The organism is Cupriavidus sp. FW305-27 (assembly GCF_058787995.1).
The window spans coordinates 23,604-47,116 of sequence record NZ_JBYTAG010000026.1 but is presented as its reverse complement, the minus strand read 5'-3'; the positions used below and the strand labels follow the sequence as shown (position 1 = coordinate 47,116).

General features: G+C 65.9%; 18 protein-coding genes and 1 pseudogene. 10 read left to right on the top strand and 9 right to left on the bottom strand.

The genetic code is table 11. The annotated features are described in order from the left end of the window. Positions 1–140: 140 nt before the first annotated feature. The 7 genes from rpoD to AC3WRI_RS14635 all read left to right on the top strand — a co-directional run bounded on the left by rpoD (position 141) and on the right by AC3WRI_RS14635 (position 11,432). On the top strand, positions 141–2,111 hold the full coding sequence (gene rpoD / locus AC3WRI_RS14665) for an RNA polymerase sigma factor RpoD (RefSeq protein WP_011615196.1): 1,971 nt from the start codon (positions 141–143) through the stop codon (positions 2,109–2,111). Positions 2,112–2,167: 56 nt separating this feature from the next. Further along, the gene (locus AC3WRI_RS14660) at positions 2,168–2,752 is read left to right on the top strand and encodes a DUF2760 domain-containing protein (protein WP_010811587.1); all 585 of its coding nucleotides are present in this window, start codon (positions 2,168–2,170) and stop codon (positions 2,750–2,752) included. Continuing rightward, a complete protein-coding gene (locus AC3WRI_RS14655; protein ID WP_454750339.1) occupies positions 2,752–4,599 on the top strand; it encodes an Hsp70 family protein in 1,848 nt (615 codons plus the stop codon). Before AC3WRI_RS14660 ends, AC3WRI_RS14655 begins: the two co-directional genes overlap by 1 nt. Beyond that, positions 4,574–7,399, top strand: a complete 2,826-nt coding sequence (locus AC3WRI_RS14650) for an Hsp70 family protein (protein WP_492293475.1) — start codon at positions 4,574–4,576, stop codon at positions 7,397–7,399. Before AC3WRI_RS14655 ends, AC3WRI_RS14650 begins: the two co-directional genes overlap by 26 nt. A 72-nt stretch (positions 7,400–7,471) precedes the next feature. After that, on the top strand, positions 7,472–8,251 hold the full coding sequence (locus tag AC3WRI_RS14645; RefSeq protein ID WP_011615192.1) for a protein-L-isoaspartate(D-aspartate) O-methyltransferase: 780 nt from the start codon (positions 7,472–7,474) through the stop codon (positions 8,249–8,251). Positions 8,252–8,283: 32 nt separating this feature from the next. Continuing rightward, positions 8,284–10,734, top strand: coding sequence for a spermine/spermidine synthase domain-containing protein (locus tag AC3WRI_RS14640; protein WP_439671648.1), 2,451 nt, complete (start codon positions 8,284–8,286; stop codon positions 10,732–10,734). Positions 10,735–10,826: 92 nt separating this feature from the next. Beyond that, the gene (locus tag AC3WRI_RS14635) at positions 10,827–11,432 is read left to right on the top strand and encodes a J domain-containing protein (protein ID WP_010811582.1); all 606 of its coding nucleotides are present in this window, start codon (positions 10,827–10,829) and stop codon (positions 11,430–11,432) included. Here the strand turns inward: AC3WRI_RS14635 and AC3WRI_RS14630 are convergent. The 3 genes from AC3WRI_RS14630 to AC3WRI_RS14620 form a co-directional block, all read right to left on the bottom strand. After that, positions 11,429–11,731, bottom strand: coding sequence for a hypothetical protein (locus tag AC3WRI_RS14630; RefSeq protein ID WP_010811581.1), 303 nt, complete (start codon positions 11,729–11,731; stop codon positions 11,429–11,431). The two genes, AC3WRI_RS14635 and AC3WRI_RS14630, sit on opposite strands and share 4 nt — an antisense overlap. Positions 11,732–11,761: 30 nt before the next feature. Next, positions 11,762–12,214 (bottom strand): PA2169 family four-helix-bundle protein, encoded by a 453-nt coding sequence (locus AC3WRI_RS14625; RefSeq protein ID WP_011615190.1) that lies wholly within the window; start codon positions 12,212–12,214, stop codon positions 11,762–11,764. A gap of 210 nt (positions 12,215–12,424) precedes the next feature. Then, on the bottom strand, positions 12,425–12,853 hold the full coding sequence (locus AC3WRI_RS14620; RefSeq protein WP_010811579.1) for an ACT domain-containing protein: 429 nt from the start codon (positions 12,851–12,853) through the stop codon (positions 12,425–12,427). A gap of 204 nt (positions 12,854–13,057) precedes the next feature. Here AC3WRI_RS14620 and acs point away from each other — a divergent pair, with 204 nt between their 5' ends. Beyond that, on the top strand, positions 13,058–15,115 hold the full coding sequence (gene acs / locus AC3WRI_RS14615; protein ID WP_492293474.1) for an acetate--CoA ligase: 2,058 nt from the start codon (positions 13,058–13,060) through the stop codon (positions 15,113–15,115). A gap of 35 nt (positions 15,116–15,150) precedes the next feature. On the opposite strand, the gene AC3WRI_RS14610 is transcribed toward acs, so the two are convergent. Further along, positions 15,151–17,880, bottom strand: coding sequence for a UPF0182 family membrane protein (locus AC3WRI_RS14610; RefSeq protein WP_492293473.1), 2,730 nt, complete (start codon positions 17,878–17,880; stop codon positions 15,151–15,153). Positions 17,881–18,180: 300 nt separating this feature from the next. Here AC3WRI_RS14610 and AC3WRI_RS14605 point away from each other — a divergent pair, with 300 nt between their 5' ends. Together AC3WRI_RS14605 and AC3WRI_RS14600 are read left to right on the top strand one after the other, a co-directional pair. Continuing rightward, positions 18,181–18,756 carry a cysteine dioxygenase family protein gene (locus tag AC3WRI_RS14605; protein ID WP_011615188.1) on the top strand — a complete coding sequence of 192 codons (576 nt, stop codon included), beginning with the start codon at positions 18,181–18,183 and terminating at the stop codon, positions 18,754–18,756. Positions 18,757–18,822: 66 nt separating this feature from the next. Beyond that, positions 18,823–19,281 (top strand): Lrp/AsnC family transcriptional regulator, encoded by a 459-nt coding sequence (locus AC3WRI_RS14600; RefSeq protein WP_010811575.1) that lies wholly within the window; start codon positions 18,823–18,825, stop codon positions 19,279–19,281. A 15-nt stretch (positions 19,282–19,296) separates the two neighbouring features. Here AC3WRI_RS14600 and AC3WRI_RS14595 read toward each other — a convergent pair. The 5 genes and pseudogenes from AC3WRI_RS14595 to aspT form a co-directional block, all read right to left on the bottom strand. Beyond that, positions 19,297–19,398 (bottom strand): annotated as a pseudogene (locus tag AC3WRI_RS14595) (PAAR domain-containing protein); the annotation flags it as partial. Between the two features lie 52 nt (positions 19,399–19,450). Further along, the gene (locus AC3WRI_RS14590) at positions 19,451–19,753 is read right to left on the bottom strand and encodes a hypothetical protein (protein WP_136227758.1); all 303 of its coding nucleotides are present in this window, start codon (positions 19,751–19,753) and stop codon (positions 19,451–19,453) included. A gap of 26 nt (positions 19,754–19,779) precedes the next feature. Next, positions 19,780–20,298: a DUF6708 domain-containing protein gene (locus AC3WRI_RS14585; RefSeq protein WP_011615187.1), complete on the bottom strand. Its 519-nt coding sequence runs from the start codon at positions 20,296–20,298 to the stop codon at positions 19,780–19,782. Between the two features lie 521 nt (positions 20,299–20,819). Beyond that, positions 20,820–21,542 carry a hypothetical protein gene (locus AC3WRI_RS14580; protein WP_011615186.1) on the bottom strand — a complete coding sequence of 241 codons (723 nt, stop codon included), beginning with the start codon at positions 21,540–21,542 and terminating at the stop codon, positions 20,820–20,822. A 265-nt stretch (positions 21,543–21,807) separates the two neighbouring features. Beyond that, positions 21,808–23,505: an aspartate-alanine antiporter gene (aspT, locus tag AC3WRI_RS14575; protein ID WP_492293472.1), complete on the bottom strand. Its 1,698-nt coding sequence runs from the start codon at positions 23,503–23,505 to the stop codon at positions 21,808–21,810. Between the last annotated feature and the right edge of the window lie 8 nt (positions 23,506–23,513).

Below are 23,513 nucleotides of genomic sequence, written 5' to 3'. Positions count from 1 at the left end.
CTCCCCGATTCCAATGGTCACGGCGTCCGATATCGGCCCGCGCCGCACCGGTACCTCACGAGCTTGACAGCAGGCCCGATAGCGCACGCACAGCGTGCGCGCTGCTGTCGAAACGCGATTCACGAAGGAAACAGTAGTAAATGACAAGCGGCGTACAACGAACGGCAGCTAAAACACGAGAAACAGGCGCAATCAAGGACCCTGGCCAGACCAGCGCAGGGTCGACGGCGCAGCCTGATCCATCGACGGAAGCCGCCGCGCGTAGCCAGCAATTGCGTGCGCTGATCCAGCTGGGCAGGCAGCGCGGCTACCTGACCCACGCGGATATCAGCGACCACCTGCCGGAGAACTTCACTGACACGGCGGCGATGGAAAGCATCGTCAGCACGTTCGCCGAGATGGGCGTGAAGATCTATGAGCAGACGCCGGATGCCGAGACGCTGCTCCTGAGCGATGGCCCGGTGGTGGCCTCGGACGACCAGGCCGATGAAGAGGCCGAGGTAGCGCTTGCGACTGTGGACTCCGAGTTCGGCCGGACCACCGACCCGGTGCGCATGTACATGCGCGAAATGAGCTCGGCAACGCTGCTCACGCGCAAGCAGGAAGTCGAGATCGCCAAGCGCATCGAGGAAGGCCTGAACAATATGGTGCATGCCATCTCGGCCTGCCCGTTCACCATCGCCGCGATTCTCGAGCTGTCGGGCAAGGTCGCCAGCAATGAAATCAGCATCGACGACCTGGTCGATGGCCTGAGCGACGAGAGTATTGCCGAAGCAGCCGTGGCGGCGGCAGCTGACGAGACCGACGACAGCGTCGATAGTGCCGACGAGGCCGATGACGATTCCGAAGACTCCGACGACGAAGGCTCGACCCAGCAAAGCAACGAAAAAGCCCTGGCCCAACTGCGTGAGGAATGCCTGAAGCGGTTCGCGCGCGTCACCGCGCAATTCGAGCTGATGTGCCAGGAAAGCGCCGCAAATGGCGCGGGCTCGGCAGCCTTCCTGGCCGCAAGGGATGCGGTGCGCGAAGAACTGCGCACGATCCGCTTTACCGCGAAGACCATCGAGCGCCTGTGCGCCAACGTCCAGGCCATGGTCGACGAGGTGCGCACGGTCGAGCGCCAGGTGGTCCAGCTGCTGGTCGAGCGCTGCGGGATGGAGCGCGAGGAGGTCATCGCCCGCTTCCCCGGCAATGAAACCAACCTGGCCTGGGGGCAGGAGCTGGTCGCCCAGTCCCGTCCGTACAGCGCGGCGGTCGCGCGGGCCCTGCCGGACCTCGAGGCGCACCAGCAAAAGCTGATCGACATCCAGGCCCGGGCGGCGCTGTCGCTGCCCGACCTGAAGGGCGTCAACCGCAAGATGCTGGCTGCCGAGCGGCAGATGCGCCAGGCCAAGCACGAGATGACGCAGGCCAACCTGCGGCTGGTGATCTCGATTGCCAAGAAGTACACCAACCGCGGGATGCTGTTCCTGGATCTGATCCAGGAAGGCAACATCGGCCTGATGAAGGCGGTCGACAAGTTCGAATATCGCCGCGGCTGGAAATTCTCCACCTACGCGACGTGGTGGGTGCGCCAGGCCGTGACGCGGGCGATTGCCGACCAGGCCCGCACCATCCGCGTCCCGGTGCACATGATCGAGCAGATCAACAAGCTCAATCGCCTGTCGCGCGAGATCATGCAGCAGACCGGCAAGGAACCCGATCCGGCGGTGCTGGCCGAGCGCCTGGACATGACCGAAGACAAGGTTCGCTCGATCATGAAGATCGCGAAAGAGCCGGTCTCGATGGAAACCCCGGTCGGCGAGGATGGCGATACCAGCCTGGGCGACATGATTGCCGACTCGGACACGGCCACGCCCGCCGACGCCGCATTGCAGGCGGGCCTGCGCGCCGTCGTGCGCGAAATGCTCGACGAGCTCACGCCGCGTGAAGCCAAGGTGCTGCGGATGCGCTTTGGCATCGATATGTCCACCGACTACACGCTGGAAGAAGTCGGCAAGCAGTTCGATGTCACGCGCGAGCGGATCCGCCAGATTGAAAGCAAGGCAATGAAGAAGCTGAGGCATCCCAGCCGGGCAGACCAGCTGATCACCTATCTGCGCGACGCCTGATACTTGCCGGCAACAGCCGCTTGGCCGACTGACACAGAGCAGACAGGAGCTTTCGGATGACTGACTCGAACCTATCTTTCTTCGGCAGGGTCTCGCTTGCCATGGGCACCTTCTTCGCCATCCTTGGCAACCGCGAACTCGCGGCCGGTGTCAAGCGCCTGCGTGACGGCGAGGGATTCGCCGCGGCGCCGGCGCCCGCGCCTGTATCAGCACCTGCTCCCGCCCCGGTGGCGGAGGCTGCCGCACCCGTGCTGAAGGAAGCCAGCCCGGTGGCGGCGCTGCAGTTGCTCGGACTGCTCCAGCGCGATGCACGCTTCATCGACTTCGTCGAGGAAGATATCGCGCGCTATTCCGACACGGAGATCGGTGCCGCCGCGCGCCTGGTGCACGATGGCTGCCGCGGGGTGCTGCGCGAGCACTTCACCATCCGGCCGGTGCGCGAGGAAGCCGAGGGCAGCCGTGTCACGCTGGCCGACGGCTTCGATGCCACCGCCATCCGCCTGACCGGCAACGTGGTAGGCAGCGCGCCGTTCCATGGCAGCATCAGCCACCGCGGCTGGAAGGTCGAGGAAGTCCGCCTGCCGCGCGTGGCCGAACGCCATGACGCCACCGTGATTGCCCCCGCCGAGGTGGAGCTTTGATGAGCGAAGCACGCTATGCCATCGGCATCGACCTGGGCACCACCCATAGCGCGGTCTCCTACGTCGACCTGGCCGCCAGCGATGGCGAGAAGACCAGCCAGCGCGTCCTGCCCATCACGCAGCTGACCGCGCCGGGGGCCGTCGAAGACCTGGACCTGCTGCCCTCCTTCCTGTACCTGCCACACGCCAGCGAACTCGCCCCGGGCGACCTGGCGCTGCCGTGGAACGCCGCGCGCGACTTCGCCGTGGGCGAGCTGGCGCGCAGCCGCGGCGCGGCCACGCCGATCCGCCTGGTGTCGAGCGCGAAGAGCTGGCTGTGCCATCCCGGCATCGACCGCCGCGCGCCGGTCCTGCCCAACGACGCACCGCCCGAGGTGACGCGCGTGTCGCCGCTGGAGGCTTCCGTGCGCTATCTCACGCACCTGCGTGAAGCCTGGGACCAGGCCCACCCCGAAGCGCCGTTTGGCGAGCAGGACGTCACCGTGACGATTCCCGCATCGTTCGACCCGGCCGCACGGGAGCTGACAGCCGAGGCAGCCGCCGCGGCCGGCTATGCCCGCATGACCCTGCTCGAGGAACCCCAGGCCGCGCTCTATAGCTGGATCCAGAAAAGCGGCGGCCAATGGCGCAAGCAGGTCAAGGTCGGCGACATCATCCTCGTCGTCGATGTGGGTGGCGGCACCACCGACCTTTCGCTGATCGCCGTGATCGAGCGCGAAGGCAACCTTGAGCTGCACCGTATTGCGGTCGGCGACCATATCCTGCTCGGCGGCGACAACATGGACCTGGCGCTGGCCCACGTGGTGGCGCGCAAGCTGGCGGCCCAGGGCACGCAGGCCGATCCGTGGCAACTGCGCGCGCTGACCTATGCCTGCCGCGCGGCCAAGGAAACGCTGCTGACCGACCCGGATACCGATACCGTGCCCCTGGTCGTGCCCAGCCGCGGCTCCAGGCTGATCGGCGGCTCGATCCGCACGGACCTGACCCGCGCCGAGCTGACCCAGACCATCCTGGAAGGCTTCTTCCCGCAAGTCGAGGCCTCGGCCCGCCCGGTGAGCCGCGCACGCGCCGGCCTGACGCAGCTTGGCTTGCCCTATGCGCAGGATGCGGCCATCACGCGGCACCTGGCCGCGTTCCTGGGCCGGCAGGTGGCGGCGCTGGCCGAAATCGAAGGCTTGCAAGGCGCACAGCCGGAAGGCGCGACCTTGCTGCACCCGACCGCCGTCCTGTTCAACGGCGGCGTGTTCAAGTCCGGCCTGCTGGCGGACCGCATCCTGCAAACGCTGAACGGCTGGCTCGCCGCGGAAGGCGCGGCCCCTGCCCGCCTGCTTGACGGCGCCGAGCTGGACCTGGCCGTGGCACGCGGCGCCGCCTATTACGGCTACGTGCGGCGCGGCAAGGGGGTGCGGATTCGTGGCGGCACCGCGCGCGCCTACTATATCGCCGTGGAATCGTCGATGCCCGCCGTGCCTGGCTTCGAACCGCCGATCCAGGCCCTGTGCGTGGCGCCGTTCGGCATGGAGGAAGGCACCGAGGCCGCGCTGCCGCCGCAGGAATTCGGCCTGGTGGTAGGCGAACCCGTGCACTTCCGCTTCTTCGGCTCGTCGGTGCGCCGCCAGGACCAGGTCGGCACCCTGCTGGACTACTGGGGGCCGGAGGAACTGCAGGAGCTGGAAGAAATCCAGGCGACCCTGCCGGCCGAAGGCCGCACCGCGGGCGAAGTGGTACCGGTCAGGCTGCATGCGCGGGTGACCGAGGCCGGCACCCTGGAACTCGAAGCCGTGCCCGGCGGCAGCGCTGAGCGCTGGAAGGTCGAGTTCGATGTGCGCGGCAGCGCCGATGCCTGAGCAAGCGGCCGGGCCGGCGACAAAGCAATACGTCGTCGGCATCGACCTCGGCACCAGCAACACCGTCGTCGCCTACGCGAAGGCCGGGTCCGACGATATCCGCGTCTTCGATATCGACCAGCTGGTCAGCCCGGGCGAGGTCGCGGCCCGTCCCCTGCTGCCCTCGGTGCGCTACCACGCGGCACCGGGCGAGCTCAGCGGCGACGACCTGCAGCTGCCCTGGCAATCCGCCGCCAGCGCCGCCGCGCGCCGGACCGTGTTCGGCCGCCTGGCGGCCACGCTCGGCGCGCAAGTGCCCGGCAGGCTCGTAGCCAGCGCAAAGAGCTGGCTGTCGCATGCTTCGGTCGACCGCACCGCGGCCATCCTGCCTTGGGGCGGGGATGACGATCTCGACAAGATCTCGCCCGTCGTCGCCAGCGCCAGCTACCTGGGCTATGTGTGCGCGGCGTGGAACCACCGTTTTCCCGATGCGCGGCTCGAGGACCAGGACGTGGTCCTCACCGTGCCCGCCTCGTTCGACGAAGGCGCGCGCGCGCTGACGCTTGAGGCGGCGCGCCTGGCCGGTCTGCCCGCGCTGCGCCTGCTCGAGGAGCCGCAAGCCGCGCTCTACGACTGGCTGTTCCATCATCGCCAGAGCCTGGACACCGACCTGGCGCAAACCCGCCTGGTGCTGATCTGCGACGTGGGCGGCGGCACCACCGACCTCACCCTGATCCGGGTGGACATGCAGGACGGGCAGCCGCAGCTGACCCGCATCGGCGTGGGCAACCACCTGATGCTCGGCGGCGACAACATGGATCTTGGCCTGGCGCATCTGGTCGAGGCGCGCCTCGGGGCCGGCGGGGCCGCGCAGCCGCGGCTGTCGGCGGCCGGCCTGTCGCAGCTGGTCGCGCGCTGCCGCGCCGCCAAGGAACAGCTGCTCGGCGCGCAGGCGCCGGACTCGGTCGCGGTGACGCTGCTGGGCGCGGGCGCCAGGCTGATCGGCGGCGCACGCTCGGTGGAAGTGACGCGGCAGGAGGTCGAACAGCTGATCGTCGACGGCTTCTTCCCCAAGGTGCCGGCCAGTGAAAGGCCGGGGCGCGCACGGGGCGCGATTGTCGAGTTCGGCCTGCCGTATGCGTCCGACCCCGCCGTGACCCGGCACGTTGCGGCGTTCCTGAGCCAGCACGCGGCGCAGTCGCGGGCGGCACTGGACGCACCACAGGCGCCGGCCGATGCCTTGCCGATGCCCGATACCCTGCTCCTCAACGGCGGCGTATTCAGGGCGCAGGCGCTGGCCGGCCGCATCGCCGACACGCTGGGCACGTGGCGCGGCGCGCCGCTGCAGGTCCTGCACAACGACAATCCCGACGTTGCCGTGGCCCGGGGCGCGGTTGCGTATGCCCGGGCCCGTGCCGGGCAGGCCCCGCGCATCGGCGGCGGCTCGCCGCGCAGCTACTTTCTGGTCCTCGATGATGGCGCGTCGGGGCCGCAAGGGATCTGCCTGCTGCCGCGCGGCACTGAGGAAGGCCACGAGATTCACCTCAGCGACCGCACTTTCGCCTTGCGGCTCGGCCATCCGGTGCAATTCCACCTGGCATCCTCCGTCGCCGACACGGCCTATCAGCCCGGTCAGCTGACCGACCTGTCGGCGGGCGACTTCATCCGCCTGCCGCCGATCGCCACCGTCGTGCCGCCGCGCGGCGCCAGCGGCCCGCGGGAAACGCCGGTGCAGATCACCGCCTCGCTGACCGAGGTCGGCACGCTCGAGGTCCACTGCATCGACATCGCGGATGCCTCGCAGCGATGGCGCCTTGAGTTCCAGTTGCGTGGCAATGACACCCAGGCGGCACCGGCGCCCGATACGGCACACCCGTCCCTGCCCCAGGCCCTGGAGGCGATCGACCGCACCTTTGGCGCGCGCTCGCAGGACGTCGGCCCCAAGGAGGTCAAGCGCCTGCGTGCGCAGCTGGAACAGCTGCTGGGTGCGCGCGAGCAATGGGACAGCGCCGTGCTGCGCGAGCTGTTCGGCGCCTTCTGGGAACGCGCCCGGCGCAGGCGGCGCACTGCCGACCATGAACGCCTGTGGCTGAACCTGGCCGGCTATTGCGTGCGCCCGGGATTCGGCTATCCGCTCGACGAATGGCGCGTCGGGCAACTCTGGTCGCAGTACGACCAGGGCATCCAGTACGTCAACGAAAGCCAGAACTGGTCCGAGTGGTGGACGCTGTGGCGGCGCGCGGCAGGCGGGCTGGACGAAAGCGCGCAACTGCGCCTGCTGGAAGACATGGCCTTCTACCTGCAGCCACCCGGCAGCACCCGCTACAAGAAGCCCGCCGGGCCCGCCAGGGGCGGCTATGCCGATATGGTGCGCCTTGCCGGCTCGCTCGAGCGCATTCCCGCCGACGCCAAGATCGAACTGGCCGAATGGCTGCTGGCCCGGCTGCGCAAGCCATCCGAAAACAGCCAGGGCTGGTGGGCCGTGGGCCGCATCGGCGCGCGCCGGCCGTTCTACGGCAGCGCGCACAGCGTGGTGCCGGCCGGGACCGCCGCCCAATGGGTGGACGCGATCCTGGCCCTCGACTGGAAAAAGGTCGAGCCGGCAGCGTTCGCCGCCGTGCAGATCGCGCGCATGACCGGCGATCGCAGCCGCGACCTGCCCGACGAGATCCGGGCAACCGTGGTGCGCCGGCTGGAAGCCGCCAACGCGCCGCCAAGCTGGATTGCCACGGTGCGCGAAGTGGTGGAACTCAATACCGCGGACGAGGGGCGGGTGTTTGGGGAGGCGCTGCCCGCCGGGCTCAAGTTGATCGCGGGGTAGCAGACCAGCGCGAATCGACTGGCAGGCGCCTCATTTGCCACTTATCTGCGCCAGCCAGGCCGATGATCTACGATGACGGTAGGCTCCTTGCCTGCCCCACTCGTGAAGCCATCAGCGCCCCGCCCACTCCTCCCAATCCTGGTCGCCGCCATCGCGCTGGCCTTGCCCTGCTCGATCACCGCCGCCGACGACGCCCTTGCCCCGCAGCGCGCCGACATGGTCAGGGAGATCGCCGCGGTCGCGGCAGCGGCCGCCGCCCAGAGCGGCAGGCATGCCATCGACCCGCGCGTCATGGCCGTGATGGGGCAAGTGCCTCGCCACGAGTTTGTGCCGGACGCGCAGAAGCCGCACGCCTATGAGAACCGGCCGCTGCCGATAGGCCATGGCCAGACCATTTCGCAGCCGTATATCGTCGCCCTGATGACCGACCTGATGATGGTCAAGCCTGGCGACACCGTGTTGGAAATCGGCACCGGATCCGGCTACCAGGCCGCGGTGCTGACCGGGCTGGCGCGCGCGGTCTATACCATCGAGATCATCGAGCCGCTGGGACGGCACGCCTGCGACCGCCTGAAGCGGCTGGCCTACCGGCAGGTGGCGTGCAAGGTGGGCGACGGCTACTACGGCTGGGACGAACACGCGCCCTATGACGCCATTGTCGTCACCGCGGCGGCCAGCCACGTGCCGCCGCCGCTGATCCGGCAACTGAAGCCAGGCGGGCGCATGGTGATCCCGGTGGGCGCCCAGTTCCTGACGCAGTACCTGCTGCTGGTCGAAAAGTCCGAGGACGGCACCGTTTCCACCAGGCAGATCCTGCCGGTCAGGTTCGTGCCGCTGGTTGGCAAGCACTGAAGCGCGGCACATCAGCCCGGCCAGCTGACGCCATGCCACGCCCCCCGCTGTTCGCCCTGGCCTTGCTCTCTGCCGCCGCGCTGGGCTACGAGATCCTGCTGATGCGGCTGCTTTCCATCATCCAGTGGCATCACTTCGCCTACATGATGATCAGCGTGGCACTGCTGGGCTATGGCGCGGCGGGTGCGCTGGTGGCGCTGGCGCAGCGAACGCTGGTCCGCCATTTCGTGCCAGTGTTCGCGGGCGGGGCCCTGCTGTTCGGCGTCAGCGCGATGGGTTGCTTCGCCCTGGCCCAGCACGTGGCGTTCAACCCCCTGGAGATCCTGTGGGAGCCATCGCAGCCGCTGCGCCTGTTGCTGATCTACCTGCTGCTGTTCGTGCCGTTCTTTTGCGCCGCGACCAGTATCTGCCTGAGCTTTTCCCGCTTCACCGGGCAGGTTCCGCGCATCTACAGCTTCGATATCCTTGGCGCCGGGCTGGGCTGCCTGGGCATCATCGTGGCGCTGTTCGCGCTGCATCCGGTCGATGCGCTGCGGCTGGTCGGCATGGCAGGCATGGCGGCGGCGGCGCTGGCATGCGTGGAATGCCGCTGGCACCGGCCCTGGCTGCCGGCGCTGCTGCTGTTGGCGGCAATCGTTCCGGCCGGCGTGCCAGGTGACTGGATTGCGCTGCGGCCGTCCGAGTACAAGGAGCTGAGCCAGGCCCTGCGCATCGGCAACGCGCGCGTGGTGGCGCAGCGCTCGAGTCCCCTCGGCCTGGTCACGGTGGTCGAGAGCCCTTCGATCCCGTTGCGGCACGCACCCGGGCTGAGCCTGAATGCCAGCCAGGAGCCGCCAGCACAACTGGCCGTATTTACCGATGGCGACGGGCTCAGTGCGCTCAACCGCCATGACGGCCGGCGCGAACCGCTTGCCTACCTGGGCGACCTGACCTCTGCCCTGCCCTACCACTTGCTGCGCAATCCGAAGGTGCTGGTGCTGGGCAGCGGTGCGGGGGCGGACGTCTTGCAGGCGGTCTATCACCAGGCCAGCGCGGTCGATGCCGTGGAACTGAATCCGCAGGTGATCGACCTGGTGCAGGGCCGCTTCGCTGCGTTTTCCGGCAAGCCGTACAGTGCCGCCGGCGTGCGTGTCTTTGCCGGCGAGGCGCGCGGCTTCCTGGCGGCCAGCACGGCACGCTACGACCTGATCCAGGTGGCCCTGCTGGATTCATTCAGCACCTCATCGGCCGGACTGTACGCGCTCTCCGAGAGCTATCTCTATACCGTTGAGGCCTTCCAGGGCTACCTGCGCCATCTTAGGCCCGGCGGCCTGCTTGCGATCACGCGCTGGGTCACGCTGCCGCCGCGCGACATACCCAAACTGCTCGCCACCGCCGTGGCCGCCATGGAAGGCGCGGGCGTGCCCGATCCGTCCCGGCGGCTGGCGCTGATCCGTGGCTGGAAGACGGCCACGCTGGTGGTCAAGAACGGGGAATTCAGTGCCGCGGACCTTGCCGCCCTCGCCGACTTCTGCCGCGCCCGTTCCTTCGACGTCGAATACTATCCCGGCATCCAGCCCGGCCAGGCGAATCGCTACAACGTGCTGGACCAGCCCTACTTCTTCGACGCCGCGCAGGCCCTGCTCGGCCCCGAACACGACCGGTTCCTGTCCCGCTACAAGTTCGATGTGCGGCCCGCCACCGACGACAGGCCGTATTTCTTCCATTTCTTCAAATGGCGCACGCTGCCTGAACTGCTGTCGCTCAAGGCGCAGGGTGGCCTGCCCTTGCTGGAATGGGGCTATCCGGTGCTGGTGGCGACGCTGCTGCAGGCCACCGCCCTGGCATGGCTGCTGATCGTGGTCCCGCTCTGGATTCTGCGGCGGCGCCCCCGGCCGCAGCCCGCCGCGGGGCCTGGCGGCAATGGCGCAGCCGTGCGGCGCTTGCCCGAATGGCGGGCCGGCTTCTACTTCCTCGCGGTCGGCCTCGGCTTCATGTTCGTGGAGATCGCCTTTATCCAGAAATTCATCCTGTTCCTGAGCCACCCGCTCTACGCGGTCGCGGTGGTGCTGTGCGCCTTTCTCTGCTTTGCGGGACTGGGTAGCCGATACGCCCAGCGCATGCCCGCGCGCGCTGGCGATGACCGCGGCCGGCGGCAGGCGGCGCTGGCCGTCAACGGCATCTGCGTGGCCGCGCTGGTCTACCTGGCGGCGCTGCCGACGGTGTTCAGGCTGCTGATCGGGTTGCCGGACCCGGCCAGGATAGGTGTCTCAGTGCTGCTGATCGCGCCGCTGGCGTTTCTGATGGGAATGCCGTTCCCGCTCGGCCTGGCCCGGGTCGCGGCGCGCGACGAAACGCTGGTGCCCTGGGCATGGGGCATCAACGCCTGCGCCTCGGTGGTGGCGGCGGTCCTTGCCACGCTGGTCGCGATCCATGTCGGATTCACCGCGGTGGTGCTGCTGGCGCTGCTCCTGTACGCTGCCGCGGCGCTTGCGTGCCCATGAACCGGGGCCGGGATCGATCTCGCATGCCATGGCTGCGGGTCACCCCGTGCTAGGATGAATGCCCGCCCGGCAGAAAGACGCCCAATCGGCCCATGACCACCCTCTACACAACCCTCGGCGTGGCACCGGACGCCACCCTGGACGAGATCAAGCGCGCCTACCGCCGCGCCGCGATGAAGTGGCACCCCGACCGCAACCTTGGCCGCGAGACTGAGGCGCATGCGGCATTCCAGGAAATCCGCGACGCCTACACCATTCTCTCCGATGCCGGGCAGCGCCAGATCTACGACGAGGTATTCGAGCGGGAGATGCGGCGCTGGCAGGCCGAGCGCGAGGCCCAGGAAGAGCAGGAGCGCGAGGCGCAACGCGAGAGCCAGCGCATCGCGCAGGAACACTACGAGAAAATGCTCGGTATCGCGATGCGCTTTGCCGACGACGGCCACAACCGCGACGTCATCTTCGGCGTGCTGCTCGGCCGCGACTGCGAGGCGGAACTGGCGTCACGCATCGCGGACAGCATATGGGCGCTGCAGGAGTCGCGGCGGGCAAGTGCGCGGGACGCGCACGCGCCGGACACCGAGGCCGCCCAGGCGCCCGACGGGGCGGCAGCGTCAAACCCCGACGAGGAAACGCGGCCCAGGCGTCATGCCGGCGCCTTCGATTCGTTCTGGCACGGCTTGTTCGGCATCCGCTCCTAGATGTCGGGGGCGACCAGGAGCCCGCTTTTCACCGTATGGATCAGCGCAAGGCGATCTTCAACCGCCTTGCGCAGGACTTCGCGTCCCCTGAACGGATCCGTCAGGTAACTGGCGTACTGGCTTGCCCGAATCTGCACCTTGAGATGCATCGTCGTCGGTCCACTCTCCGGCCATGTCACCAGGAACGCCGGATGGCTGTCCGCGCACTCAACGAAAGCAGCGTCAGGGGACGGGAAACAGGAGTCGGCGCCCTGGGCAAGGAACTGTAGATCCTTGTCCTTGAACTCGTAGGTTGCCATTGCTTACTCCCATCGCGCGAAGCCGGGCCCTCAGTGAATCTGCATCCCGCGCATGGCATGAATCCGGCCATGATGCTGCGTCAACGCCTCATACTGGCGCTGCAGCGCCGCGCTGGCCTCTGGCGGCAGCGGCTTCATCATGACGGACTGATACTCGCGCCTGGCGGCATCTTCCTCGTGCTCGCACATGCCCAGCACGGCGTCGTCGTTGTTCGGCGACAGCATGTGGCGGAATGCCATCCAGCGGCGGTACAGCATGCCATTCATGCTGCCCCGGTCAGCTGGCGCGCCGCCCATGGCGCTGACCATCGACTGCAGTTCCTTCACCGACGCCCGGTACGATTCCGCGGTGCTGGTCAGAATGTCGCGCAGCGCTGCATCGCGCACTTCGCTGGCTCCGCTCATGCAGGCCAGTTCGCTGTCCTTGCCAGCCTCGATCAGCTGGTTCAGCGCCAAGACAGCTTGTTGCTGGTTGTTGCCCATGGAATTCTCCCAATTTGCATGCCAGCGATGCGCAACTTCGGCGCAAGTCGCCAGGTCTCGCCAACGGACGGACCGCCACGGCGCAACCGGCCGCGAGGGGAACGTCGGAGACGCCATCAACATGAATCAGCCGGTTCGCGCCGGGCCCCATCTGCCTGCCCGTTCAGAGGCAAGGCGTGATTCCATGATAGGAGATGGCTGAACCTCGCTTCAGCCCTTGCCCAGGATTGCCATTGCCTTGTTCGCATCGTCGAGCGAGTCCACCGACACGTACGCGACAAACTGTATCCCGATGACGGAGGCAGAGAATCCGCGCAGGTTGATTCCGCCTTCCGCCAGCTTTCGGGTCAGTTCCGCCACGATGCCGGGCCGGTCCCCGCCCATGATTCGCACCGAATGCAGGCTGTGCGTGACGTTGAAGCCGACCTGGGCAGCGGCACGGATTTCCCTGTCATTCTGCAGCGGTGTCACGAACACGACACCCTTGCCGGGGTCCTCCGGCGTGCGGCGCGCAATCGCGAATTGCAGGTCCGCACCGGCATCGCGCAAGGTCTCCAGTACCTCGGCGAGGCCGCCGGGACGGTCCGGTATGGTTGCCGCCCACACGTCCACGCGTTCCACGAGAAGATCGTTGGTCATTGCTCATTCCTCCAATGCCCTCCTACGAATCTAGCTCATGGCGGCCGCCAGGCAAGCTCCGGGCTCGGCGGACAGCGGCAGGGCGAATTCCTGGAAACTCCCCGTGCCCGGACTTAATATGGACTAGTCGTTTCAGGCAGCTATCGCAGGATAGTGGCACCGACCATCCCTGGATGGATGCCATGAAAGTGAAGGGGGATCGTCATGTCTGAAGGCAAAGCGCCACGCCATGCTGCCCAGCAGGAATTGGCTGATGTGTCCGAGGCCGAAATCGCGGTCCATTGGCCCGAGGAAGACTACGTCCCGCCGGCCGGCCAGTTCATTGCGCAGGCCAATCTGACCGATCCCCATATTTTCGAGCGCTTCTCCCTCGAACGTTTCCCCGAGTGCTTCAAGGAGTTCGCAGACCTGCTGGACTGGTACAAATACTGGGAAACGACCCTGGATACCAGCAACCCGCCTTTCTGGCGCTGGTTCGTCGGCGGCAGGATCAACGCCTGCCACAATTGCGTGGATCGCCACCTCGCTGCATACAGGAACAAGACCGCGATTCATTTCGTGCCCGAGCCGGAGGATGAGGCGGTGCATCACCTCACCTACCAGGAGCTCTTCGTTCGCGTCAATGAGCTGGCCACCCTGCTGCGCGAGTTCTGCGGCCTGAAGGCCGGCGACCGCGTCACGCTGCATATGCCGATGGTGGCCGAACTGCCCATCACCATGCTCGCCTGCGCCCGCATCGGCGTGATTCATTCGCAGGTATTCAGCGGCTTCAGCGGCAAGGCCTGCGCCGAACGCATCGCGGACTCCGAGAGCCGGCTGCTGATCACCATGGACGCCTATCACCGCGGCGGTGAATTGCTCGATCACAAGGAAAAGGCCGACATCGCCGTGGCAGAAGCCGCCAGCGCCGGTCAGCAGGTCGAGAAGGTCCTGATCTGGCAGCGCTACCCGGGCAAGTATTCCAGTGCCGCCCTACTGGTGAAGGGCCGCGATGTCATTCTCAATGACGTGCTCGCCGGGTTCCGCGGCAGGCGTGTCGAGCCTGAGCCGATGCCGGCGGAGGCGCCGCTGTTCCTGATGTACACGAGCGGCACCACGGGCCGGCCCAAGGGCTGCCAGCATTCCACTGGCGGCTATCTGTCCTATGTGGCGTGGACCTCTAAGTACATCCAGGATATCCACCCCGAGGACGTCTACTGGTGCATGGCCGATATTGGCTGGATCACCGGGCATTCCTACATCGTCTATGGCCCGCTCGCGCTCGCCGCTTCGTCTGTCGTCTATGAAGGCGTGCCGACCTGGCCCGACGCCGGCCGGCCCTGGCGTATTGCGGAAAGCCTTGGCGTCAATATCTTCCACACCTCGCCCACCGCAATCCGCGCGCTGCGGCGCAACGGGCCCGACGAGCCGGCGAAGTACGACTGCCATTTCAAGCACATGACCACGGTGGGCGAGCCGATCGAGCCCGAAGTCTGGAAGTGGTACCACCGTGAAGTCGGCAAGGGCGAGGCGGTGATCGTGGACACCTGGTGGCAAACCGAGAATGGCGGCTTCCTCTGCAGCACGCTGCCGGGCATCCACCCGATGAAGCCCGGCAGCACTGGCCCGGGAATCCCGGGCATTCATCCGGTGATCTTTGACGAGGAAGGCAATGAGGTCCCGGCCGGCTCGGGCAAGGCGGGCAACATCTGCATCCGCAATCCCTGGCCGGGCATATTCCAGACCGTCTGGAAGGATCCGGACCGCTACGTGCGCCAGTACTATGCGCGCTATTGCAAGAATCCCGACAGCAAGGACTGGCACGACTGGCCGTATATGGCGGGCGATGGCGCAACGCAGGCGGCGGACGGCTACTTTCGCATCCTTGGCCGCATCGACGACGTGATCAATGTTTCCGGCCATCGCCTCGGCACCAAGGAGATCGAATCCGCAGCACTGCTGGTGCCGGACGTCGCCGAGGCGGCGGTGGTGCCGGTGGCCGACGAGGTCAAGGGCAAGGTGCCTGATCTCTATGTATCGCTCAAGCCGGGACTGTCGCCCTCCATCAAGATCGCGAACAAGGTCTCGGCCGCGGTGGTATCCCAGATTGGCGCGATTGCGCGTCCGCATCGGGTCGTGATCGTCCCCGACATGCCCAAGACACGCTCGGGCAAGATCATGCGCCGCGTGCTGGCGGCGATCTCCAACCACCAGGAGCCTGGAGACGTATCCACGCTTGCCAATCCGGAGGTCGTCGAGAAGATCAGGGAGCTGGCGACATAGGACGGCACTCCTGCCGGCGGCTCCCGGCACGCCGCTCACTTCCGCTCATCGGCACCCCCTGCCCCGAGCGCCTCGAGCAGCGGCCGCAAGGCATCGAGCTCCGCGCCAAAGCCGCTCCAGTCCCCCGCCTTCAAACGCTCGACGGCGCGGTCATAGTGCGCGAGTGCTTCGCGCGCGCGGGCGTTCGCTGCGCCCTGCGCCGGAATCGCCGCCGGCGCGGATTCCTTGAACAGGGCCGCAAGCGCTGCGCCCAGGGTGTCCTCCATGACCACGCGATCGCCATAGGCGGCGATCACCCGCTTGAGTTCGGGCAACTGGCCGGACTCCGCACGCAGGTAGAGCGGCGAGACATAGAGGATGGAGTTCTCGATCGGCACGACCTGCAGATGGCCGCGGATGACTCGCGAGCCCATCTGGTTCCACAGCGAAATCTGCTGCGAGATCTCGGTATTCTGCTGGATGCGCGCCTCGATCTGGAACGGCCCGTAGACCAGCTTTTCCTTGGGGAAGGTGTAGGCGACGAGCTTGCCGTAGTTGGGGGGATCGGAGCGCGCAGCCAGCCAGGCGATCATGTTCTCGCGCTGGCTCGGCACCATCGGCAGCATCAGGACGAACTCGGCGCGCGGTTCGTCCGGCAGCCGCAGGATCATGTAGTAGGGCATCATCCGCGCGGCGGGCGTGTTCCCTGTGCTCATGCCGGTCAGCTGGCGAGGAAACTCCCACAGATCCTCGCGGTTATAGAAGACTTCTGCCGCTTCCATGTGGTAGGCGCGGTAGATCCGCGCCTGGATCAGGAACAGGTCCTCAGGGTAGCGGATATGCCGCTGCAGGTCCTGCGACATGGCGCCCAGCGGCCTGAACATGCCCGGGAAGATGCGCTGGTACACCTGCACGATCGGATCGGCCGGGTCGCTGGTGTAGAAGTCGACCGTGCCGTTGTACGCATCGATCACGACCTTGACGGCGTTGCGGATGTAGTTGGCGCCGCCACCGGTGCCGGGCTGCGAATAAGGGAACCAGCGGCTGGTAGTGTAGGCGTCCTGGATCCAGTAGAGGCGACCATCGCTCACGACCACATAGGGGTCATGGTCGAGGCTGAGGAACGGCGCAATCGTGCGCACGCGGTTCCGGATATTGCGATGGAGCAGGATGCGGCTTTCCTGCGTGATGTAGCCGCTCAGCAGGATATTGGGATCGCCGAGATGCCAGGCGAACAGGGTCCGGCGCGCAATGCCGCCGATTCCGATGCCGTCGCGCCCGCGATAGGCCGTATAGACGTTGTCCTTGCCCTTGGGGTAGTCGAACTCGGGCACGCTGCCTTTGACGATGACATAGCCTTTGCCGCCTTCACCGAAATAGAGGCGCGGCTCCTGGATGACCGGGCCGCCGTCGGAGAGCGGGGGAATGTCATGCAGATAGAGCGAGGGCAGGCCTTCGGCGGATTTCTCGGTGACCGGCGACATCACCACGCCATTGCCATGGGTGAACAACAGATGCAGGTTCACCCAGGTCTGGGCATTGGCCGGAATCAGTGCCGGCTCAAGCTCCCGCGCCGACAGCATGACCTGCTGGTAGCCAGCGCCGAGCTGGTAGCGGTCGATGTCCGTCGCGAGGAACTTGTAATAGGTCCTGATCTCCTGCAGCTGCGCATAGGTATCGCGCAGCGGCTGCAGGTCCCACAGGCGGATGTTGTCGATGGTCGGCCGATTGGCCTGGAGCGCGGCGAGATTCAGGTTCTGTTCGACCGGAAACGGCTTTACCTCGATCTGCGTCAAGCCATAGGCCTCGCGCGTCAGCGCAATATTGTGTTGGAGATACGGTGTCTCGAGTTGCAGCTCGTTCGGCTTGACATAGAAACGCTGGAACAGTGCCGGCCAGATCGTGCCGAGCACGATTGCGCTACCGACCACCAGCAGCGCCGCGGCCGCAGGCACCCGGTAGTCCCGCCAGCGCATATTGGCCCACGAAGCGGCGGCAGCCGCGGCAGCCAGGCCGACTTGCAGCCACAGGACCGGCAGCCCGACATGGACATCGGTATAGCTCGCGCCGACCACGACGCCGTTGTCGCCGTAGAGCAGCATGAAGCGGTCGAGCCAGTAGGACCACGCCTGCAGCGCGAAGAACAAGCCGAGCAATGCCGATCCATGGGTAGCGGCCGCCGGCGAAAGCCCGCGCGGCGACCGGACCAGCGCGATGTCGCCGCGCAAGCCATAGACCACGCCGGCAAGCACTGCGCTGCAGCCCAGCAGCAGAAGCAGCCAGTTCCTCAGTGCAAGATACGCCGGCAGCGTGAAGAAGTAGAAACCGATGTCCTTGGCGAAGATCGGATCGGTCTTGCCGAAAGGCACCTGATGAAAATAGCGCAGCGCAATGGCCCAGCTCGACAGTTCACCGACGGCCATGAGCAGCCCCACCAGGACGGCGACGCCGGCAATGGCGGCGCGCCAGGGGACGCGCGCCGCAATCTCGCCAACCGGCTGGCCCAGGACCTCCGGCCTCCAGGCCTGCGCCTGGCTCGCGCTGCGGTGCGCCAGCCAGCCCGATAGCCAGAGCGCGCCTGCCGAAACGGCGAATACGGCAAGGAACAGCAGCGCCTGGGTGAGGAAGATCGTGCGGAAAACCCCGGCGTAGCCAACCGAGGCAAACCACATCCAGTCAACAACGAGGCCGGTGACGCGACTGACGGCGATCAGCGCGACGATGACGGCAACAACCCAGGTCGCAAGGCGTCCCAGGCGCGTGGCGTCCCTCGCTGGCGAGCGCATCGATCATGCTCCTTTGCCGCACCGTCGTCCGTGACCCGGCTACTCGGGCTGCCTGCCCATATCAGCATATATGCGTTCGCTGCACAGCGCACGGGGTACGCCACCCTGGCCCGGCCGTGGCGTCGTTGGCGAGCACCCATTCACCCTGCCCGGCCTGATGTGAGCATATGATTCTCAAAATTCAACCAATCCAGGAATAGAATTACAATCTCCGGCGACATTGAACGACAATTCGCATGCCTGTGCTCCGGCCCGCAAATATCATGGACACGTACCCAGAACAAGACCAAGGTGCCTGCCATGCCGACCGGATCTCCCCTGACTGCCGCCCCTCCGGCAACTCTCCCGCATCTGCCCCCGCCAGCCGCGCCGCTCGACCAGCTGGCGCTCAACCTCGAGGCCACCTTCGCCCACAGCGCGCGCATGGTGGCCGGCCACATCGCCACGCACCTGCCGGACACCGACACGCTGCTTGCAACACTGCCGCCAGGCGCCCTGCTCGGCAAGCCGGATTCCTATGCCCGCCACCTGGTCCATGCCGACCCGCTGGAGCGCTTCTCGGCGATGGTGCTGGTCTGGCGCCCGGGCCAGGCCAGCCCCGTGCACGGCCATCGCACCTGGTGTGCCTACCGCGTGCTGCGCGGCACGCTAAGCGAGCAGCACTACCGGTGGGATCCCGCCAGCCGGCAGGCGCGCCATGCCAACACCGTCGCGCGCACGGCCGGCGATACCTTCAGCGTGCCGGCCGGGCTGCAGCATATCCATGCGCTGGGCAATGCCAGCGACGAGATCGCCGTGTCCCTGCACCTCTATGGCGTGCACCGCGACCACATTGCCACCGGCGTGAACCTGCTGGTGCCGACCGCCGACGCCTAGGTTTTGCCGCGCGTAGCCGCGCCGCATGCGGGCGCCGGCCCACCCTCACCTGAACCGCTACGCGCCATGGACCGCTACGACAAACAGATTCTCGCCATCCTGCAGGAAGACGCCACCGTGCCGGTGGCAGAGATCGGCGAACGCGTCGGCCTGACCTCGACGCCATGCTGGCGCCGGATCCAGCGGCTGGAAGACGCCGGCCTGATCCGCAAACGCGTGGCACTGCTCGACGCCGACAAGCTCAATGCCGGGGTCACGGTCTTTGTCTCGGTCCGCACCAGCCAGCACAACGTGAAATGGCTGGCGCAGTTCCACGGGCTGGTGGCATCGATCCCGGAAGTGACCGAGTTCTACCGCATGGCCGGCGATACGGACTACCTGCTGCGCGTGGTGGTGCCGGATATTGCCGCCTACGACCGCGTCTACAAGAAGCTGATCCAGGGCGCCGAGCTGGCCGACGTCAGTTCCAGCTTTGCGATGGAGCAGATCAAGTACACCACGGCGCTGCCGCTCGATTATGCGTAGGCCGGCACCGGCCAGCTAAGCCACGTTCGCGCTGCCACCGCCGATTAGCGTGGCACCGCACCGGGTGCGGTCCCCATGCAGTGCTGCGGGTTGCCCATCGACATCCATGCCGGAACTCGCGTCAACGACCGGCTACGTTGTACATCGCAGGCAGTGTGAAAGGCTTGTGTCACTGCTCGGTCCAACGCGCCTGGTCCCAGTTGCTGGCAAAGTAATGAAGTATTTCGCGCCATGCGAAGAGGCCCGCATGCTCGTGGAGGTAGTCAAGCTCAGCGGCTTCCAGGCGGTCGATGGGAAGCCCACTCGCCCAGGCATGAATCCCAGTATCATCCGTCCCCCAGGGGTTGGTGAGGGTAACTCCCTGAGCAAGACTCTTAGTGCCGACGTATCCGAGGGCGTTGCCATCGGGCTTGTTTCGTTGGCTCGCATTGTCAGTTCCTTTGACTGGATGCTGATGTTTCCTTCGCTTCATTCGCAACTTCCTCCACGTCCCATGACTTAGACATGGTGGTTGCCGTCTTCAATGCCAGGCCTGGCATCCGGGCCGTTCGGCACACCGATGAACTCGTCGGCATGGGGACGCGCATAAGGGTCGTTGGGTGTGGGCCTGCACGCCGCCTCAATCTCGGGAGGCCACACGGGATCGCTGCAAGTTACCAGCGTGAGCCATCGGAATGTCGCATCCAGCAAGATCATCGGCAGGAAGATCAGATCACCAGCAGACCTGAGGTCGCCCCTGCAGATCTTGAAGCCCTCCCAAAAGCCCTCTCGTGGAGCCCAAAAAAACTTCGGTTCAGGCAGGTTGGCGGGACCGTCTTGCATATAACGTCGGTAGTATTCCCACTGCTGCTGGGCCTGTTCCAGCATGAACATCTGCTGCCCGAGAACGAAGGCACGAACCACATTACCGTCCGCGTCCAACTTGTAATGGCGTATGTCATACATCTCATAGCTACGCGACAAGCCACCCATCTTGCTGACGCCCACGCAGAAGAACTCTTCGTTGCTCCATGGCACCTCCCATACACCGTCCCCCCTTTCGTGCGCATGGCATAGATGCGGTGGGTTCTTCGGTTCAGCCGGATCGGACGCCGCTTCAACGTGAAGAGGTTTCGTCGCATCGACTCAGCGGCGATGAAGCCAAAGAAGCCGGTTGCCGAAGCCATCATGATGAGACCAATCAACATAGCAGGCCAGTACCCCGGGCGTCCTACCACTTCTGGTGAGTCATTCTTGAACCCGGAAATGATCATCGCGAAGCCGAGGAAACTGAGCGTCGCAAAAGCTAGGCCCAAGACCCAACTCTGACCGATCATCTGGATTCTTTTTTGCGACTCATCGATGATTTCCAAACAGGTCGAACCTATGCTGTAGACGTTGCCGATTTCATCGGCGACTTCGCTGGACGGCCTATCGATGTACAAGCGGTGCTGCAACTGCCATGTTCCAGGCGGTCTTCCCTTCTCGCGAAAGTAAAGTGGAATGCGTTCATCCTTGGTCGGGAGCTTCATTTCTTGGCATCCTCGCTAACCTTAATGTCAAGTTGAAGAAACTCTGCCCATTCCTTCTCCATGGTGGTGTAGCGTTCGCCATTCGCTTGCTTGCTGAAATGGCAGCGCGTGGCCCATTTGAGCGTGGCCGGGTCGTCCAGGATCGCGATCCTCACGTTCACCGCGAAGAGTACGACCAGGAGAGGCCAAACCGGAGTGCCAACGAGAATTAGTTCTGCAGAGATTAGCGCGGCGGTGCTGGTGTCGCTTACTCTTGTCCAGCACGGCTTCATAGGGCGCCCAAGCCGCATCGCCGGCTGCCTTTTTCCTCGCAAGGCGAGTCGCTTCACGCTCCGCATCTTCGCGCTTCCATCGCTCGGCCGTCGCTTTTCCATTAAACAGAACCGACATGAGTTCGTAAGCCGGAAATCCATCCGGCGTGGTCTTCATGCGCTCAGCCTCGGCCGCCGCGGCCTCCGCCTCTTTTGTGTGCTGCGCCTCGGCGCTGGCCCGGATGTTCGATTCAAGACGATCCAGCAAAAAGTCCGTAGACTGATCCCAGATGACCGCGTTGTTCGCCTTCGGGTGCATCTTGGGATTGGTCAGGATGCTCAGGTCCTCGATAATCGCCAGCGGGTCGTTGCATGCCAGCATCAGTGCCTTGCCGGGCGAAATCTGCTCCATCCGATCCGCAAGCATCGAACCGCTTATGGGGCCAATCGGAGCAATCTCGCCCAGGTTAATGGCGGGCATATCGGCAATCCCGCGCATTGACACTTGCTCACATTGCGTGGCTCGCGAGCGACGCCACGGCGCGCACAGAAACGCTTGTGCCAGCGCTTCCGTCCGCTGACTTGGCGATCGCCCGGCGGAGACCGGCGGCGCCTGAGCGAAACGATATAGCGGCAGTGTGTTTGGGCCAGATCCGGCACCGGCGGAGCGCCCTCGCGGACACTAGGAAAATGCTGATCAGTGAGCTGGCGCAGGTAATCCAGACCTCGGCATTCGTAATGTGAGAGAAGCAGGCCGCATTTCCCTAAGTGAACCTGAACGCCAGCGAAATAATGATCGGCCCCAGCACCGGCAGCAGCACGTTGGCAATGGCATAGGTAATGGTGTACCCCAGCAACGGCACCGAGCTGTGGCTGGCGGCCAGGATGGCGCTGATCGCCGGGGTGCTCACGTGCTGCCCGGCAATCGCACCAACCAGCAGCGGGCCTTCGATCTTCAGGAGCTTGTGACCGATCCATAAGGACAGGCACGCCGGCCCCAGCGACACGGCCAGCCCGATCAGCGGCAGCACCGCGCCGTGCTCGCGGATCAGCGAGATCGCATCCGGCCCGGCGGACAAGCCGACGCATGCGACAAAGAGCGCCAGGCCCAGGTCCTTCAGGATCTGCACGACCGACCTCGGGAAGGTGCCGAGCGACGGCCTTCTTGAATTGATCCATCCGAACACCAGGCCGCTGAGCAGCGCCCCGCCCCCGCTGCCAAGCGAAATATGCATGCCGCCAGGGCTCAGGCTCAGGGTTCCCACCAGCAGGCCCGCCAGGATGCCCACGCACAGGAAGACCAGGTCGGTGACCTCGGTTGCCTTCGCTTCCACGCCGATTCCGGCAATGGCTTCGGACAGCGACGGCTCCAGGCCGACGATGGTGACCACATCGCCATGCTGCAGCGGCGTGGAACGCGTGATCGGCAGCGACATCCCCGAGCGCCGCACCTGCAGGATCCAGACTTCACGCAGACGGCGTGCGCCGGCCAGGCGGGCCAGTTCGCCGATGGTCTTGCCGTTGACCCTGGGCTTGTTCACGATGACCTGCTTTTCGACCAGCTGGATGGCATCGGTGTGGGCCTCGGGCAGCAGGACTTCGGGCCCGATCAGGGCTGCCGCCTTCAGCAGGTTGCTGCGGATCCCGACCATGGCCAGGATATCGCTGGCCTGGACCTTGTCGTCATCGCCAAGCTCGATACTGGTGCCGTCGCGCAGCACCTTGACGATAGACGCCCGGCCACCCACCTGTTGCTGCAGCTCGCTCACCGTCATGCCGGCGGCCTGGTGCACGGAATAAGCGCGCCCGATCAGGCGCGGCAGCGCGGGTTGCGTCGCGACGTCGTCCTCGGACGCGGCATCCATCTTCGCGGCGACTTCCCTGGCGGCCTTGCGCAGATCGATGCCCAGCAAGGCCGGCGCGATCTGGCTGGTGAAGAACACGATGCTGATCAGGCCGACCAGGTAGGTCAGCGTATATGCCGTGGCGATATTGGCCTCGTAGCGGCTCGCGGCGGCGGCGTCCAGGCCCAGGTGCTTCAGCGCCTCGGCGGCGGTGCCGACCACGGCCGATTCCGTCGCCGCACCCGCGGCCAGGCCGGCGGCGGTGCCGGGATCGAAGCCCAGGTAGGCCGCCGCACCGACGGCGATGGCGAGCACGACGATGGCTTCCACCACCGGCAGGACCATATAGCGCAGGCTCGACCGGTTCAGGTTGGCAAAGAACTGCGGCCCGCCGGAATAGCCCATGGCGAAGATAAACAACGCGAAGGCCATGTCCTTGAGCTCGCCGTGCATCTGGCAACCGGTCTGCCCCATGAACAGCGCGACGACCAGCGTGCCGCAGACTCCCCCTAGCTGGATCGGGCCCACGCGTGCCTTGCCGATGAAGTAACCCAGGCCCACGGTGATGAAGAGCACCATCAACGGGTTGCCTGCAAACAGATCAACGGAGCATTTCATAGAGGGGG